General features: G+C 70.5%; 13 protein-coding genes. 6 read left to right on the plus strand and 7 right to left on the minus strand.

What is annotated here, in order from left to right:
• Nucleotides 1-132, minus strand: coding sequence for a putative transporter small subunit (locus tag FO059_RS18525; RefSeq protein ID WP_210416604.1), 132 nt, complete (start codon nucleotides 130-132; stop codon nucleotides 1-3).
• Nucleotides 129-1,919 (minus strand): sodium:solute symporter family transporter, encoded by a 1,791-nt coding sequence (locus FO059_RS02470; RefSeq protein ID WP_308339553.1) that lies wholly within the window; start codon nucleotides 1,917-1,919, stop codon nucleotides 129-131. Before FO059_RS02470 ends, FO059_RS18525 begins: the two co-directional genes overlap by 4 nt.
• Before the next feature lie 561 nt (nucleotides 1,920-2,480).
• On the opposite strand from FO059_RS02470, the gene FO059_RS02475 reads away from it, so the two are divergent.
• The 3 genes from FO059_RS02475 to FO059_RS02485 all read left to right on the plus strand — a co-directional run bounded on the left by FO059_RS02475 (nucleotide 2,481) and on the right by FO059_RS02485 (nucleotide 7,896).
• Nucleotides 2,481-3,293 (plus strand): SDR family NAD(P)-dependent oxidoreductase, encoded by an 813-nt coding sequence (locus FO059_RS02475; protein WP_372497872.1) that lies wholly within the window; start codon nucleotides 2,481-2,483, stop codon nucleotides 3,291-3,293.
• A 32-nt stretch (nucleotides 3,294-3,325) separates the two neighbouring features.
• Nucleotides 3,326-5,770: a DNA polymerase III subunit gamma and tau gene (locus FO059_RS02480; RefSeq protein ID WP_143906073.1), complete on the plus strand. Its 2,445-nt coding sequence runs from the start codon at nucleotides 3,326-3,328 to the stop codon at nucleotides 5,768-5,770.
• Nucleotides 5,771-5,868: 98 nt separating this feature from the next.
• Complete coding sequence (locus FO059_RS02485) at nucleotides 5,869-7,896, plus strand: HNH endonuclease signature motif containing protein (RefSeq protein WP_143906075.1); 2,028 nt, start codon at nucleotides 5,869-5,871, stop codon at nucleotides 7,894-7,896.
• A 3-nt stretch (nucleotides 7,897-7,899) separates the two neighbouring features.
• On the opposite strand, the gene FO059_RS02490 is transcribed toward FO059_RS02485, so the two are convergent.
• Genes FO059_RS02490 through FO059_RS02500 form a run of 3 tightly spaced genes read right to left on the minus strand, consistent with a single transcriptional unit; the run spans nucleotide 7,900 to nucleotide 11,472 of the window.
• Nucleotides 7,900-8,658, minus strand: coding sequence for a dienelactone hydrolase family protein (locus FO059_RS02490; RefSeq protein ID WP_143906076.1), 759 nt, complete (start codon nucleotides 8,656-8,658; stop codon nucleotides 7,900-7,902).
• 4 nt (nucleotides 8,659-8,662) lie between these two features.
• Complete coding sequence (locus FO059_RS02495; protein ID WP_143906078.1) at nucleotides 8,663-9,985, minus strand: class I SAM-dependent methyltransferase; 1,323 nt, start codon at nucleotides 9,983-9,985, stop codon at nucleotides 8,663-8,665.
• 20 nt (nucleotides 9,986-10,005) lie between these two features.
• Nucleotides 10,006-11,472 (minus strand): FAD-binding oxidoreductase, encoded by a 1,467-nt coding sequence (locus tag FO059_RS02500; protein ID WP_143906080.1) that lies wholly within the window; start codon nucleotides 11,470-11,472, stop codon nucleotides 10,006-10,008.
• Between the two features lie 260 nt (nucleotides 11,473-11,732).
• Between FO059_RS02500 and FO059_RS02505 the strand changes: the two genes are divergently transcribed.
• Genes FO059_RS02505 through FO059_RS02515 form a run of 3 tightly spaced genes read left to right on the plus strand, consistent with a single transcriptional unit; the run spans nucleotide 11,733 to nucleotide 13,247 of the window.
• Nucleotides 11,733-12,083: a YbaB/EbfC family nucleoid-associated protein gene (locus FO059_RS02505; protein WP_235671113.1), complete on the plus strand. Its 351-nt coding sequence runs from the start codon at nucleotides 11,733-11,735 to the stop codon at nucleotides 12,081-12,083.
• A 17-nt stretch (nucleotides 12,084-12,100) separates the two neighbouring features.
• Nucleotides 12,101-12,724, plus strand: coding sequence for a recombination mediator RecR (recR, locus tag FO059_RS02510; RefSeq protein ID WP_143906082.1), 624 nt, complete (start codon nucleotides 12,101-12,103; stop codon nucleotides 12,722-12,724).
• 10 nt (nucleotides 12,725-12,734) lie between these two features.
• On the plus strand, nucleotides 12,735-13,247 hold the full coding sequence (locus FO059_RS02515) for a uridine kinase family protein (RefSeq protein ID WP_143906084.1): 513 nt from the start codon (nucleotides 12,735-12,737) through the stop codon (nucleotides 13,245-13,247).
• A 17-nt stretch (nucleotides 13,248-13,264) separates the two neighbouring features.
• Here FO059_RS02515 and FO059_RS02520 read toward each other — a convergent pair whose 3' ends face one another.
• On the minus strand, nucleotides 13,265-14,116 hold the full coding sequence (locus FO059_RS02520) for a type 1 glutamine amidotransferase (protein WP_143906086.1): 852 nt from the start codon (nucleotides 14,114-14,116) through the stop codon (nucleotides 13,265-13,267).
• A complete protein-coding gene (locus FO059_RS02525) occupies nucleotides 14,113-15,462 on the minus strand; it encodes a Mur ligase family protein (protein WP_143906088.1) in 1,350 nt (449 codons plus the stop codon). Before FO059_RS02525 ends, FO059_RS02520 begins: the two co-directional genes overlap by 4 nt.
• Between the last annotated feature and the right edge of the window lie 6 nt (nucleotides 15,463-15,468).

Below are 15,468 nucleotides of genomic sequence, written 5' to 3' on the forward strand. Positions count from 1 at the left end.
CTAGACGAACGGCACCCCGTCCCGCTTGGCCTGCACGATGTCCTTGACCACGCCGATGGTGAGCAGTACCAGGACCACCGCCGCGATCGCGGGCCACATCAGAATGTAGATCGTCATCATCACTGTGGTCACTTGTCATCTCCTCCAAGGTCTTCGGGATTCTTGTCGGCGTTGGTGCCGTCTTCCGCCGGCTCTGCGGCGGCCGCCTCGTCGCGCTCGAGCGTCGCGACCGCGGCTCCGGCAGAGCCCGTTCGGGGCGGCGTTCCGGGCCGCTTCCCCGCAGCTCCGCCACGGTCGGCCTCGTCGCCGTGCTGACGCATCTCCTCCTGCTCCTGCTGGAACAGCACCACTCGCTGGTCGATGAGGTCGAAGTCGAACAGCTCCTTGTTCCGCATGCTGATCGCGGTACACACGATCGCGCTGACCCCGTAGGAGACAAGCGAGCCCAGCAGTACCTCGTAGTCGCGGAGGAAGCCGATGAACAGCGGCATCATCGCGAGGAACATGACGGTGCCGGAGACGAACCCCGCGATCCGGCCGAGCATGCCGAACACCAGCAGTCCCACTACGACGGCGGCACCGGCCGCGGCCAGAGTCTCGAACAGCACCGCCTGCACGCCCGCCATGGGGATCAGGGTGAATCGGGCGATCAGGAAGAACACGAGTGCCACGACCACCGACACCGTGAACGCGACGTTGGTCATGCGCCGCCAGTAGAAGCTCACGATCACGGGGAAGACCAGCGCACCCCAGAGCGCGCCGACGAAGACGAGCAGGTCGAGGATGTCGAAGCTCGCGAATGCGAACATCACGCCGGCCGCGGTGGCCGCGACCATCGTCAGGCGGCCGATCAGCAGCATCGTGCCGGGGTTGACCTTGCCGCGGGCCAGATTCTTGCCGTAGATGTCGGCCATCGTGATCGAGGCGAGGGCCGACAGGTCGGAGTCGGCGGTGGACGCGAGCGAGCCGATCACCATGATGAACAGCGCTGCGACAAGGACGCCCGGCAGGAACTCGACGGCCATGTCGGGGATCAGGTTGTTGGTGTCGCCGTCGGTGGGCTTGAGCCCGATCATCGCCGCGAGCATGCCGAGCATGCCCAGGCCGATGACGGTGCCCGCGTAGCCGAACGTGGCGGTGACGAACGTCGACTTGATCTTGTCCTGGCGCACAGCGAACAGGCGCTGGGCGATGGTCTGGTTGCCGATCGCGTAGGCCAGCACGGCCACCAGGTAGGGCGCACCCTGGTACAGGAACGCGTCCATGGAGAAGAAGTTCGCCATCTCGGGATCACCCGAGTCGTAGAACGAGTCGAGGCCGCCCCGGATCATGTCGGGTCCGCCGGCCGCGAAGAAGATGACGGGGATGATGACGACCGCGGCGCCCATCAACGCGACGAGCTGTGCGGCGTCTGTGAGCACCGCCGCGCGGAAACCCGACCAGATGCTGTACGACAGGATGCCGATGGCCACCACGAGGACGCCGGTGGTGAAGCTGAACGGCGTGAGGATGTAAACCAGGGCGCCGGCGGCGGTGAAGTTGGCGGTGATGCTGATGATGCTGCCCACCACGTTGGACACCGCCAGCAGCAGCTGGCTCGACGTGCCGTGCCGCGCGTGCATCACTTCTGCCAGGGTGTGCGCATGCGGCGCGATCTTGCGGAACCTTTTGCCGAACGGATAGATGCACAGGATCATCAACGCGCCCCAGAGCCCGTAGTGGATGGGGCCGGAGATCCCGTACTTGTAGCCCGCCGTGGCGGCGGCATAGAACGACGCCGCCCAGATCCATGTCGCCGTCATGGACGACGAGGAGAGCCCGAATCCGACGGCGCCGTTGGACACCATGAATCCGTCGGCGTTCTCTTTCTTCTCACGGATCGTGAGGGTGAGGAGAAAGGTGATTCCGAAGAATGCCACGAGTAATAAGATCGTGGTCGTCGCGCTGAGTGGGTACACATGTCCTCCGTTAGGGGGACCGCTGCCGGACGCGCGCCGTCCCCTCGGAAGTGCGGGCAGGCGGGCGCAGCGACGGGGGTCGGGCAGGACGTCGGACAATCGGGTTGTCCGTCCTGTCCGGTGCACGCGCGAGCGGTCCCGGGCCAATAGGGTCCTTGCAGATGCCGCCCGGCGCAGGTTGGCGCCCCTGATCGGCAGGCTCGCCTGGATCAGCGGTCACCGGGGGACCGGCGGATGCAATGCATTCGGACTGTATCAAGTTCTGATTGCCTATCCGCCGGGCGCGTAATGGGGATTTGTTGAAACGTCTTACCGCGTGGTACGGTTTATGGTTTCGTTCTTTGGTGCGTCATTTATTGAATCCGCACCGTAAGCATTGTTTCCGTCTCCCGCCCTGTCTCTGCGGCGGTATGCGCGGACTCACATGTCGAGTGCTGGCGCCTACCAGGCCTGTGATGTAGTGCTGTCGTGGGTCGGCTGTGCCGGACGAAGGGTGCGGCCGTGTCGGACGAGGGACGGGTGATGAGGTTGATGGGCACGCCATCGGCGCAGGGCCGCGGTGCAGTCGTGGTCGTGGGCGGTACAGGGGGGATCGGCAGCGCCGTGGTCCGGGGGTTCCGGCGCGACGGCGCGCCGGTGTGCCTGACTTATCGTAGGAACAGGGAGAGGGCGGAGGCGCTGCTCGCCGAAGCGCCCACGGCGGCCGAGGCCTCCGGGCGCGGATCGGGCGTCGCCGCGGAATCGGCGGCGCTGCCCCTCGACATCACGGACTTCGACGCGGTGGCGGAATTCGCTTCGACGGCGGGCCGGCGCTTCGGCAGTATCGCCACAGTGGTCTACGCGGCAGGGCCGTTGGTCCGCCAGCGCCACCTGAGCCGGGTCGCGCCGACGGAGATGCGCGACGTGCTCGTCGGCGACAGCGCTGCGTTCTTCGCCGTGGCCCACGCCTTCCTGCCGGCTCTGCGCGAGACGGGCGGGTCCATCGTGGCGGTGACGACTGCCGCGGGCAGGCGATTCGCGGTGCGCGACGGCATGTCGGCGGTGCCCAAGGCGTCGGTGGAGGCGGTGGTCACCGGTCTGGCAGTGGAGGAGGGGCGGTTCGGGGTGCGCGCGAATTGCGTCGGTCCGGGGATGTTGTCCGACGGGATGGCGCAGACGCTGGCCGCCGCGGGCGACCTGGACGATGCCGCGCTGGAGGCGGCCCGCGTCAATACCCCGCTGCGCAGGTTCGGCTCGTGCGAAGACGTCGCGGAGGCCGTGCGGTTCCTCGCGTCGGACCGTGCGGGCTTCATCACGGGTCAGAAGCTGGACGTGGACGGCGGGTACGGAGCCTGACCGGTGTCGGAGACGGCCGGTAGTCTCAGCGCGTGGCGCTTTACCGGAAGTATCGACCGGCGGCCTTCTCGGAGGTCGTGGGACAAGAGCACGTCACCGAGCCGCTCAGCGCGGCCCTGGAGTCGGGGCGGATCAATCATGCGTATCTGTTCTCAGGCCCGCGCGGTTGCGGCAAGACGTCGTCCGCGCGCATCCTCGCGCGGTCGCTGAACTGCGTCGAGGGGCCCACGGCGTCGCCCTGCGGAGTGTGCAGGTCGTGCGTCGCACTGGGGCCGGGGGGCACCGGCAATCTGGACGTCGTCGAACTCGACGCGGCCAGCCATGGCGGCGTCGATGACACGAGGGACCTGCGTGACAAGGCCTTCTACGCGCCGGCGGAGTCGCGTTACCGCGTGTTCATCGTCGACGAGGCCCACATGGTCACCAACGCGGGCTTCAACGCGTTGCTCAAGATCGTGGAGGAGCCGCCGGAGCACCTGATCTTCGTCTTCGCCACCACGGAGCCGGAGAAGGTGCTTCCGACGATCCGGTCGCGCACCCACCATTACCCGTTCCGGCTGCTGCCGCCGACGGTGATGCGCGGACTGCTCGACGGCATCTGTGAGCAGGAGCACGTCACCGTGGAGGACGCCGTGTTTCCGCTCGTCATCCGTGCGGGCGGCGGGTCCCCGCGTGACACGCTCAGCGTGCTCGACCAATTGCTGGCGGGCGCCGGGCATGAGGGCATCGCCTACGACCGCGCGCTGGCGTTGCTCGGGGTCACGGACGTCGCGCTCATCGACGACGCAGTGGACGCGCTCGCAGTGGACGACGGTGCGGCGATGTTCGAGACCGTCAACAGGCTGATCGAGGCCGGGCTGGACCCGCGGCGGTTCGCGTCTGACCTGCTCGACCGTCTCCGTGATCTCATCGTGCTTCGTGCGGTGCCCGACGCCGGCGAGCGTGGCCTGGTCGACGCCCCGGGAGACGCGCTGGAGCGCATGCGTGACGAAGCCGACCGCTTAGGCCCGGCCACTCTCACCCGGTACGCGGAGGTGGTGCACGATTCGCTTACGGACATGCGCGGCGCCACCGCCCCCCGCCTGCTGCTGGAGGTGATGTGCGCGCGGCTGCTGCTTCCCGCGGCTTCGGACGACGTGCCGGCGCTGCTGCAGCGGATCGAGCGCCTTGAGCGCGGCGGAACGGCGGGGGCTGCGGCGCCGGGTGGTGTCGCAGCTGGGGGCGCCGTGTCCGGCGCCCCTGCGGTGAGCGCTCCGGAGGCGGATGGCAGCGGCCAGGGCGCGTCGCCCGAGCGGGCGGCGCCGCGTTTCGTGCGCCCGTCGCAGCGTCGGGCCGGTCAGGAAGCGCCGTCGCCGCGCCGCGAGGAAGAAGACCGTCCGCGCACTGCGCCGCGACAGGATGCGACGGTGGAACAGAGCGCCGCGCCCCGGCCTTCGACAGGGGAGAGCGCAGCCGCGGAGCCGGTTTCCGAGAGGGCCGACACCGACGCGGCGCCTGCACCCGTGGTGGCTCCGGAACCTCCGGAGGCGCCTGAACCTGCGGCTGCGACCGAATCCGCCGCAGCGCCCGAACCTGCCGCAGCGCCCGAACCTGCCGCAGCGCCCGAACCTGCCGCAGCGCCCGAACCTGCCGCAGCGCGGCAACCGCCTGCGGACGCCTCGCCGAATCCCGTTCCGGACGGGGATCCTGAGCAGGAAACAGTCACGGCGTCGGGTGTGGAGGATGCGCCCGGCGGTGCGGAGGACCCCGCTGCGGTCGGCGGGCGCCCCGATGCAGTGGCGGTCCGCGCTGCGTGGTCCGAGGTCCGGGCGGCGATCCGTTCGCGAAGCCGCACCGTCGAGGTGATGCTGGCGGAGGCCGTCGTCAAGCGCGTGGACGACGACGTGGTCGTGCTGGCGCACCCGTCGGCACCGTTGGCCACCAGGCTTGCCGAACAGCACAATGCGCAGCTGATCAGGGAGGCCATCGCGCTGGTGTACGGCGGCGAGTGGCGACTGGCTGTGGAGAACGACAGCGGGCCGGCTCAGGCCGGGGGGCCGCCGCAAACCACGCGCGCACAACGGTCTTCGCGTCAGGCGCAGTCCGACAAGCCGGCTTCGCAGGGGTATTCGCGGCCCAGTCAGGCCGCCCGGGCGAGTGCCGGGCAGGGTGACGGCGGTTCTCCCCGTGCCGATTCCGCTGCGACGTCGGCCGCGCCCGCGGTTGCGGCCGGCGCCGGTGATCAGACCGGCGGATACTCAGGATCTGAGGCTCCGGAGGGCGGGGCACATGATGTGAGCGCGATGCCGCCTCCTCGGGACGAGGACGTTCCGCCGGAATCGGGCTACGAGGAACGGTTCGACGAAGCGGCGGCCGAAGAGGAGATGATGGCCGAAGCGGCCGCCGGTCCGGGAGTCACCGCTGAGCGCAGGGACCCGGAGGAGGCCGCGGTGGAGTTGCTGCGAGGGACGCTCGGAGCCACGCCGATCGACGAGTGACCCGGCTGCCGGCCGTCCTTCTGATTCGGTCGTCATGGCTCGAGAACGCGGTTGGAAGACCATGGCGCCAAGCGTCGAATATATGTACTATAGAACACATGAACGGGGTGGGGTTCGGGGGATCGGCTCGTGCGGCGGCAGGCGGCGCGGGCGTGGTCGATGGGCAGTTGGAGGCGATGCTGCCGGAGTGGTGCCGCGAGCTGATGGTGGCGCATCAACGGGACGAGAATGCGGCCGCGGCACGGCGTCTGCTCGGGGTTCGTGAACTGGTGGACGCGCGCATCGCGATGCTACAGCGCGCCGGCACCGGCAGGGGGCGTGCTCGGCGCGCGGCGCTCTCGGAGGTCGCCGCGGCATCGACATGCACGATGCACATGGCGGAGGTGCACTACGGGATCGCGGAACTTCTGGAACAGCATCTCTCCGCGGTGCGGGATGCGGCGCTCGCCGGCCTGGTCGACTATGCGCACCTCGCCGTGCTGTATCACGCGCTGGCCCAGGTGGATCCGGACGTGATCCGTGCGCTCGACGAGGAGATCGCCGCATCCGCCAGGCTGCTTGCGCCCGGCTCATTCGGCAACGAGGTCGAACGTCTGTTGATGGAGCGTGACCCCCGTATGGCCGAGCGTTTGCATGCGCGCGAGCGCTCACGTCGGCGGGTCACAGTCTCACGCCGCACCAGCGGCATGGCGGACGTGCGGGCGTACCTTGCAGCGGATGAGGCGGTCGTCGTATACGAGGCCATCGATGCGCTGGCCGATTCGGTATGTGCTGCCGACCCGAGGGACCGCGCCGCACGGCGCGCCGATGCGGTGGTGGCAATGGCGCTCGGCGCCGACAAGCTCGAATGCAGGTGCGGGCGGCCCGCGTGCACGAAAGCCTCGTGTGCGGCTTCGGATGCCACGGGGGACGCAGCGCCGGCGGACCCCGAGACGGGCGGCGGCACGGGCGCTCCGGGCGCAGGCTCGGGGGCGCAGCGACGGGTTCACGTGTACGTGCACGTGGACCTCGCCACGCTCGCGCACCTGACGGACACCCCGGGCCACCTCGAAGGGTACGGCCCGATCTGCGCAGAGTATGCGCGCATGCTCGCCGAGAACTCGACGTGGCAGCTGGTGTTCGCCGAGGCCAAGTACCTGGCCGAGCATTGGCTGGCGCAGAACCCGCAGGCCGCATGCGGGGCGGACGGGAACCTGCCGCCGGGCGCCGGCCATGCCCCGACCGGCGACGGGGGAGGGGTCTGTCCCGGGGACGAGTCGGACGATCCCACCGCCGATGAGAAGGTGGCGGGAATGCACGATGGCTCCTACGATCCCGAGCTCGACGATCCCGAGTACATCGCGTTCCTCGAAGCGGCATTTGAGCGTTGGCAGGCGAAGGAGAACCGCCTGCGGCACCAAATCGAGACCGTCCATGAGCGGACGCTCCCGGAAACATCGGGGGCCGCGCTGGGGCTTTCGCGTCCGGCGCCGCCGACCCCGTTGCGGCACGCCCGGATTCCCGCACTGCGGACGGTGCCCATCATCGGCGACGGGAGACTCATCGACACGATCCGTTCCCGGGTCGCGGCATGCCGCGGCATGGGTTCCGGCATCCACCCGGACGGTCACGGCGGATACGACAAACCGCCGCCGGGCGCGCTCTCCTACAAACCGTCGCGGAAGGTCACGCAGGAGGTGCGCACGCGCGACGGGCACTGCCGCCACCCCGGATGCATCGTGCCGGCCGGGCGGTGCGAAATCGACCACGTGGTGCCGTTCGACCACGATGCCCCGGAGCATGGCGGTTGGACGGTGCCGCAGAACCTGCACTGCCTGTGCAAAATGCACCATCAGCTGAAGACCTGGCGGATATGGGACGTCGCCGTGCTTGCGGGTTACGCCGAATGCTGGTCGTGCCACGCGACCGGGCAGTGGCTGATCAGTGTGCCCGGAGGATTCCGCGCCCGGCCTGTGCCTGCTGCCTCCGTGGAAAGGGACGGCACCGTGGAACGGGACGGCACCGTGGAAAGGGACGGCACCGGCCAGGTGCACGGTCCGCGTGCACACCCGGCCATGTCCGCCAGGGACATCGCCTTCGGTGCAGCGGATCCGGAGGCGGACCCGGACGAGGACCTGCCGTTCTGATCCTCAACCCAGGTGCGCGGCCAGGAACTCCCTGGTGCGGATGCCCGCGTCCTCGGCTGCCTCGCGCACGTGCTTGGGCGACGAGGGGTCCGAGGCGAACGCGTGGCCCGCCCCCGGGTATCTCACGATCTGCGTCGGCGCGTTGACCGGCTCGATCGCAGTGCGAAGTCGCTCCACCTGCGCCGGCGGGATGGACCGGTCCTCGTCGCCGTAGAAACCGAGCCAGGGCACGCGCACGCTCGGCGCCGTCTCCAACCCGGATTCGAATCCGGACCATCGGGCTTTCTCGATACCGCTGCCGTAGAACGTGACCGCCGCGTCGACGTCGGCGTGGGCCGCCGCCCACAGGGCGATCGTCCCTCCCATGCAGAATCCGATGATCCCGGCGCGCGGGGCGCCCTCGTGGCGCAGGAACGCGGTGGCGTTGCCGACGTCCATGGTGATGGCGTCGCCGTCCAACGTCGCCATCACCGGCCTGGCCTTGGCGAAATCGTGGTCGTCGATCACCACGTCACCGCTGCGGTGGTAGAGGTGCGGCGCGGCGGCAACGTATCCCACATCGGCGAACACCCGCAGCAGCCATTCGATGTAGGTCGTGACCCCCCACGCCTCCTGTACGACGACGATCCCGGCACGCGGCGCACCGTCGGGGCGCGCGACGGTGAGCGGAGTGCCGCCGTGGTCGACGCGCGCCAGCGGCCGCTGCGGCGTGTCCTGGGGGCCGCGGGGCAGGGGCGGCAGGTCTCCGTTGCTCCCCGTCACGCGCTCACCAACTCCACCAGGGCTGCAACGGCACGTCGGCGCTGCCGTCCGACAACGGCTTGACCGCCAGAACCTGGTGCAACTGGATGACGTTGGTCTCGAATCCCAGACGCGAGCCCGCCATGTAGAGTCCCCAGATCCTGGCAGTGCCCTCGCCGACTTCGCTCACGCAGAAGTCCCAGTTGTCCACGAGGTTGCGGCACCAGTCGCGCAGGGTCAGCGCGTAGTGCTCTCGGATGTCCTCCTCGTGCCGCACGTTGAACCCGGTGTCCTGCATGATCCGGATGATCGTGCCGGAGCCGGTGAGCTCGCCGTCGGGGAAGATGTAGCGGTCGATGAACGCGCCGGCCTTGGCGTTGCCCGCATTGCCGGGTCGGGTGATGCAATGGTTGAGGATCCGGCCGCCCGGCCGCAGCTTGGAGTAGAGGAACTCGAAGTAGTCGGGGTAGTTGTGCACGCCGATGTGCTCGGTGAGCCCGATCGAGGACACGCGGTCGAAACCGCTCTCGGGCACGTCACGGTAATCGCAGTGACGCACCTCGGCGAGATCCTGCAGCCCTTCCTCCGCGATCGCCTTCTGCGCCCACTCGGCCTGGTTCTTCGACAGCGTGGCGCCGATGACCCGGACCCCGCGCCGCGCGGCGTAGCGGACCATGCCGCCCCAGCCGCAGCCGACGTCGAGCAGCCGCATCCCCGGTTCCAGCCCCAGCTTGTCGAACACCAGGCGGTACTTGTCCTCCTGGGCCTGCTCGAGCGAGTCGTCGGCGTGCCGGTAGGTGGCGCAGGTGTAGGTCATCGACGGTCCCAGGACCCGCTCGTAGAAGGCGTTGGACACGTCGTAGTGGTGGCTTATGACCTCGGCGTCGCGCTCCTTCGAATGGCGAAGGCCCTCGGCGATCCGGCGCCAGCGCGGCAAGGTCTCCTGCGGCGGCGGGGTGAGGATGCGCAGCCGGTCGCGGCCCAGCGACCGGATGATGGCGGCGCCGTCCCGCAGCGACGGCCGGTGCATCGAGATCGACTGCAGGCGCTTGAACACCTCGTACGGGTCGCCTGGATGCGCCCCCACGAGGTCCAGGTCGCAGAAAGCGTAGGCGCGGGCCATGCCGAGGTCGCCGGGGGCGGTGGCGACGAAGTTCGCGCCGCGGGGAGTCTTCAGGACGAGCCCGTACGGCGAGTCCGGGTCTCCGGCGGTACTGCCGTCGTAGGCGGTGAAGTGGAGGGGGATGGGGCCGTCGGTGACCTTCTCCAGCATTTCGGCCAGCGTCAGCTGGGGCAGCCCGCCGCCCGTGATGCCGGCGAGCGCGCCGGACGAGAACGCGTTGTTCATGGGGGCTCCCTTGAACGAGATCACTTTTGCTTTACCGCCTTTGCGTACAGATCGAGTAGACGCGAATCCGGGTCGTACCGCGACTTGAGGCCGGTGTAGCCGGTGCCGCCGTACATGCCGTCGAACTCGTCCTGCTCGTAGAACGACTCCGAGTAGAGCGACTTGTGCCCGCCCAGCTCGGCCACCTTGCGTTCGATGCGCCGGTTCATCGCGCCCACAGGCTCGCCGGGAACGATGGGTACGGACGACCAGAAGCCGATGTTGACGTAGGTGCGCCCGGCCTCGAGGGGGTACAGGGTCCAGGGCTGCCCGGGGTCTGTGTCGCTGCGGCGCCCGTCGTCCGCCGGAACGCTGCGCAGCGCCAGCGGGCACAACCACACGGGTTCGATCCCGGTCTCGGGGAGGAACCACCGGGTGAACTCGGCGGTGCGTTCGAGGGGCACCTCGATGTCCTGCACCACGCGCTCGCGCGGGGGCAGGCCTTTGCGCTTCTCGAGCCGGTCGCCGATGTCGTACTTCTGGTCGAGCCCGATCAGCTTCCAGTAGATGCTGCTGCGCAGGTACTTGCGCGGCCAGAACCGGCGGATCCGCGGGTTCTGCGTGCCGAACGCCCGCGAGCACCAGAACCAGTCGGTGTCCCACCGCCAAAGATAGTCGCGGATTGTGAGCAGGTCGGTCTTCGGCGACGCCTCGAGCGCGTGCTGGATGGACCGGTAGTAGATGTCCATCCCGGTGTAGTCGGAGGTGCGTTCGCCGCGGCGGAGGTCGGATGCGTCGGTCTGCATTCCCAGGACCAGGTATGACTCGTCGGGCGTGAAGACGACCCCGTCGAGATAGTCGACCGTCACTGTCGCGCCGTCGGGGCCGGCCCAGGTGCCGGAGTCGGCGATCCGGCCCATTGCCTGCTGCAGCGCGTCGAGGTCGGTGAATCGCACGTGGTGCAGCCGGACGTACGGCTTGACGGCCTCGAGCTCGATGCGCAGGCGCGTGGCGTACCCGAGGGTGCCGTACGAGTTGGGGAACCCGCGGAAGAGGTCGGCCGTCCCGCCTTCCGGTCGTGCGGTGACGATCTCGCCGGTGGGGGTGAGCACGTCCATCTCGAGCACGGACTCGTGCGGAAGGCCGTTGCGGAACGAGGTGGACTCGATTCCCAGTCCGGTGACCGCGCCGCCGAGGGTGATCGTCTTGAGCTGTGGGACCACCATCGGTGCGAGCCCGTAGGGCAGCGTCGCGTCCACCAGGTCCTCGTAGGTGCACATGCCCTGCACGTCGGCCGTCCACGCGGAGGGATCGACGGAGATGACCCCGCCGAGGCCCGTCACGTCCAGGCCGGGTGCGCCCGTGGCGCTGCGCGCGCGGAACAGGTTCGAGGTCTTCTTGGCCAGCCGCACCGGCGCGTCCGCGGGGATAGCGTGGAAACTGGCGAGCAGCCGCTCCACGCCGGCCTGATGTGCGACGGTCCCCACAAGGCGGGCTGGCGGGGGCACGGGCCCGCGCGGCGGTCTACGCAGAACCGGGGTGGCATTCACGTGGCGCTCGAACCTTTCGTCAACTCGGACTCTACTGGTGCACCGCGCGCGAGGGCGGGCATTGGTCCCGCGGTGAGGAACGCTGTGCTCCCGCGGTGAGGAACGCTACGACTCCGTCCGCGGTGCCGCGCGCGCACCCCCGCTCACCGGCCGGGCGTTGCGCACCCGGTGCGGCGGCTACGCTGGTGACCGAGTTTCCCGACGAGAGGACCGCGCCGATGCAACCCGGAGACCCGACGCAGCCCGGCGGTATGCCGGATATGCAGCAGCTGATGGCGCAGGCCCAGCAGATGCAGCAGCAGATGGTCCACGCCCAGCAGGAGCTGGCGAACCGTCAGGTCGACGGCCAGGCCGGGGGCGGACTCGTCAAGGCGACGGTCACCGGCACCGGCGAGCTGACGTCGATCGTCATCGACCCGTCCGTCATCGACCCCTCCGACGCCGAGACGCTGCAGGACCTCGTCGTGGGTGCCGTGCACGATGCCTCGGCGAACGCGCAGCGGACCGCCGCAGAGCTCATGGGTCCGCTCGCGGGGCCGCTGGGCGACATCGGCCTGCCCGGCTTCTAGCGACAGCGGGTCGCTGCATGTACGAGGGTCCTGTTCAGGATCTCATCGACGAGCTGGGCAAGCTCCCCGGCATCGGGCCCAAGAGCGCCCAGCGGATCGCCTTCCACATGCTCACGGTGGAACCGTCGGACATCGACCGGCTCCTGGCGTCGCTGCAGAAGGTGCGTGAGGGTGTCCGGTACTGCGTCGAGTGCGGCACTGTCGCGGACGGCGAGCGCTGCCGCATCTGCCAGGACCCCCGCCGCGACCGCACCCGGATCTGCGTCGTCGAGGAGCCCAAGGACGTGCCCGCCATCGAGCGGACCAGAGAGTTCAAGGGGCTCTACCACGTCCTCGGCGGCGCGCTGAACCCGCTCGACGGCATCGGGCCCGACCAGCTGCGGGTGCGCGAGCTGCTGCAACGGCTCGGCGGTGCTGCGCCGGGGCCGGACGGCGGGACGGTGGAGGTGGCCGAGGTGATCATCGCGACCGACCCCAACACGGAGGGCGAGGCCACCGCCACCTACCTGGTCCGCATGCTCCGCGACTTCCCCGGGCTGTCCGTCAGCCGCCTGGCGTCCGGGCTGCCCATGGGCTCCGACCTCGAATACGCGGACGAGATGACGCTGGGTCGCGCGCTCACCGGGCGCCGGGTGCTGTAGGGGCGGCGGCGTGAGCCTCGAGGTCCGGGCCGTCGACGGCCCGTCGGGCTCCGGCAAGACCGTCTTCGCCGACGCGTTGGCGGCGCGGTTGCGCGGTGCCGGGCGCGACGTGGCGCTGGTGCGGGCGGACGACTTCGCGACGTGGGACGCCCCGGCGTCATGGTGGCCGCGGCTGGAATCCGGGGTGCTTCGGCCGTTGGCGCAGGGCCTGCCCGGCCGGTACCGGCGCGTGGAGTGGCGCCGGCAGTCGGATCGCGCGGAGGCCGTGCCGGTGCCGGGGCGGTGGGTGGACGTGCCGGTGCCGGAGATCCTGATCCTCGAGGGCGTCACCACGGCACGACGTTCGATCGCGGACCGGCTTACCCGGGCGTACTGGGTGCAGTGGGGGGACGAGGCGGCGCGGCTGGAGCGGGCCGTCGCCCGCGATGGCGGGGACTGCCGCGAACACCTCGAGCGGTGGCAGAGGTTCGAGCGCGGCTGGTTCGCGGTGGACGGCACGCGATCGCGGTGCGAGCCGGCGTGAGGCCCTGCCCGCGGCCCCTACCGTGAAGCGAGCCGCTCGGTGCGCAACTGTTCGACATCCGGCATCTCGAGCGGCGCCAGGTCTCCGGGGGCGACGCCGAGCGCGCGGGCGATGAGCAGGTCCGCCAGCTCCGGGTTGCGCGCGAGCACGGGGCCGTGCATGTAGGTGGCCACGAGCGACCCCTGGACGGCGCCCTCGAACAGCGTCTCGTCGGCGGCCGGGCCCTCCGGGTCCGAGGCGCGCTTGTTCCCGGTACCGCGCACCACCCGGCCGAGCGGGCGCGCCGCCGGCCCCAGCGTGGTGTTGCCGCCGTGGTTCTCGAACCCGGTGAGCGTCGCGGTGAGCCCGTCGACGAGGGGGGATGCGGCCACCTCGCCGATGATGCGCCCGGGTGCGTGGCGGGGCGTCACCAGCCCGCGGGCGACGAGGGCGCGGGACACGCGGCCGCCGGCCTCCGGCCGCCCGGGCTCGGTCGTCGCGTCCAGCAGGCCCAGGCCGTCGACCCGGCGCAGCGCGCCGCCGGGGCCGTCGGACGCGGTGAACCATTCGCCCATCACCTGCAGCCCGGCGCACACCGCCAGGACCGGCGCGCCGCGGTGCGCCGCGTTCTGCAGCCCGGGATGCGCGGTCATGTGGCGGGCGGCCAGCCGCTGCGCCGCGTCCTCCCCGCCGCCGAGTGCGTAGATGTCGAGGGAGTCGGGGACGGGTTCGCCGAACCCGGTGGCGACGATCTCGGCACGGTATCCGCGCATGCGCAGACGCTCACGCAGCACCACCGCGTTGCCGCCGTCGCCGTAGGTGCCGAGCACATCCGGCAGGATCAGCCCGATCCGGACGGTCGAATCGCCTGCTGTCGTGTCGCCGCTCATCGCGCCGCCCCCTCCGGGCTCGTGTCCGTCCGGCTCGTGTCCCCTTCGAGGTTCTCGCGGTCCAGCGCCCGGTCGAGGCCCAGGAGCGCCGTGTAGTTGGCCAGCACCTCCACCCTGCCCGGCGGGCACCGGTCGACGGCGCGCAACACGTCCTTCTCCAGCGTGTGCGCGACGCCCGCATAGGAGAGGCGCACGGCCAGGTCGGTGCCGCGTTCGCCGGTAGCCACGACGGGGGCCGGGCTCGCCGCGAGCGCCTCGAAGTCCACATCCCAAAGCCACGACAGGTCCTCGCCGTCGGGGACCTGGCCGTTGACGGCGATGACGACTCCGTCCGCGGTGCGGTCCGACATCGCCAGGGCCTCCTGCCATCCGGCGGGGTTCTTGGCCAGCAGCATCCGCAGCCGGTGCGGGCCGCGGACGACGGTGCGGTACCGGCCCGCCACCTCGGTCACGGTGCCGACGGCGTGCACGGCAGCGGACGGGTCGACGCCGACGGCGACCGCCCCGGCGACGGCCTGCGCGGCGTTGCCGAGGTTCGCGCGGCCCGGGATGCGCAGGTTCAGCACGGCCGTGAAGCCGCCGGGGCCGGACAGGACGTCCCCGTCCACGGACCAGTGGGTCTGCGGGCGGGCGAGATCGCAGCCGGAGCAATGCCAGTGAGGGTGCGGGTCCTGGACCGGGCCTCCCGTTGCGGCGGCGTGGACGACCGGCTCGCCGCAGCGCGGGCACCCGGCCGAGTCGTTGGTCCAGCCCGCCCCGGCGCCCACCCACACGACGTCCGGTGCGTCGAAGGCGACCGAGCTGACCAGGACATCGTCGGCGTTGGCGACGAGGACCGTCCCGGGGTGCCGGGCCAGGCCCTCGCGCAGGCGGCGCTCGACGGCGTTGATCTCGCCGACACGGTCGAGCTGGTCCCGGCTGAGGTTGAGCAGGACGACCGCCGACGGGGCGACGGCGTCGGCCACGTGGGGGACGTGCAGCTCGTCCACCTCGAGGGCGGCCGTACGGGCGGAGCGGGACTCGCCGAGCGCGGCGACCAGGCCCGCGTCCATGTTGGCGCCGTCGGCATTGGTGGCCACCGGGCCCAGCGACGACAGGGCCGCCGCGACCATCCTGTTGGTGGTGGACTTACCGTTGGTGCCGGTGACCAGCACCGTGCGCTTCCCCGCGCCCAGCTGCCCCATGATCGAGCGGTCCACCTGCAGTGCGATGAGCCCGCCGATCATCGCGCCCCTGCCCCGGCCGGACTTGCGGGACGCCCATGCGGCCGCCGATGCGAGCCGCATCGCCGCACGTCCTCGCAGAGTCAGTCCGGCGGCCGGGGTTTCGGGGGAGGCATCGGTCATGCCGGA

The organism is Tomitella fengzijianii, assembly GCF_007559025.1.
Taxonomy (GTDB): Bacteria; Actinomycetota; Actinomycetes; order Mycobacteriales; family Mycobacteriaceae; genus Tomitella; species Tomitella fengzijianii.

Bases quoted from the DNA above. Each gene is read 5' to 3' on its own strand.
- FO059_RS02475 (WP_372497872.1), top strand. From the start codon at position 2,481: ATGAGGTTGATGGGCACGCCATCGGCGCAGGGCCGCGGTGCAGTCGTG.
- FO059_RS02485 (WP_143906075.1), top strand. From the start codon at position 5,869: ATGAACGGGGTGGGGTTCGGGGGATCGGCTCGTGCGGCGGCAGGCGGC.
- FO059_RS02495 (WP_143906078.1), bottom strand. From the start codon at position 9,985: ATGAACAACGCGTTCTCGTCCGGCGCGCTCGCCGGCATCACGGGCGGC.
- FO059_RS02505 (WP_235671113.1), top strand. From the start codon at position 11,733: ATGCAACCCGGAGACCCGACGCAGCCCGGCGGTATGCCGGATATGCAG.
- recR (WP_143906082.1), top strand. From the start codon at position 12,101: ATGTACGAGGGTCCTGTTCAGGATCTCATCGACGAGCTGGGCAAGCTC.
- FO059_RS02520 (WP_143906086.1), bottom strand. From the start codon at position 14,116: ATGAGCGGCGACACGACAGCAGGCGATTCGACCGTCCGGATCGGGCTG.
- FO059_RS02525 (WP_143906088.1), bottom strand. From the start codon at position 15,462: ATGACCGATGCCTCCCCCGAAACCCCGGCCGCCGGACTGACTCTGCGA.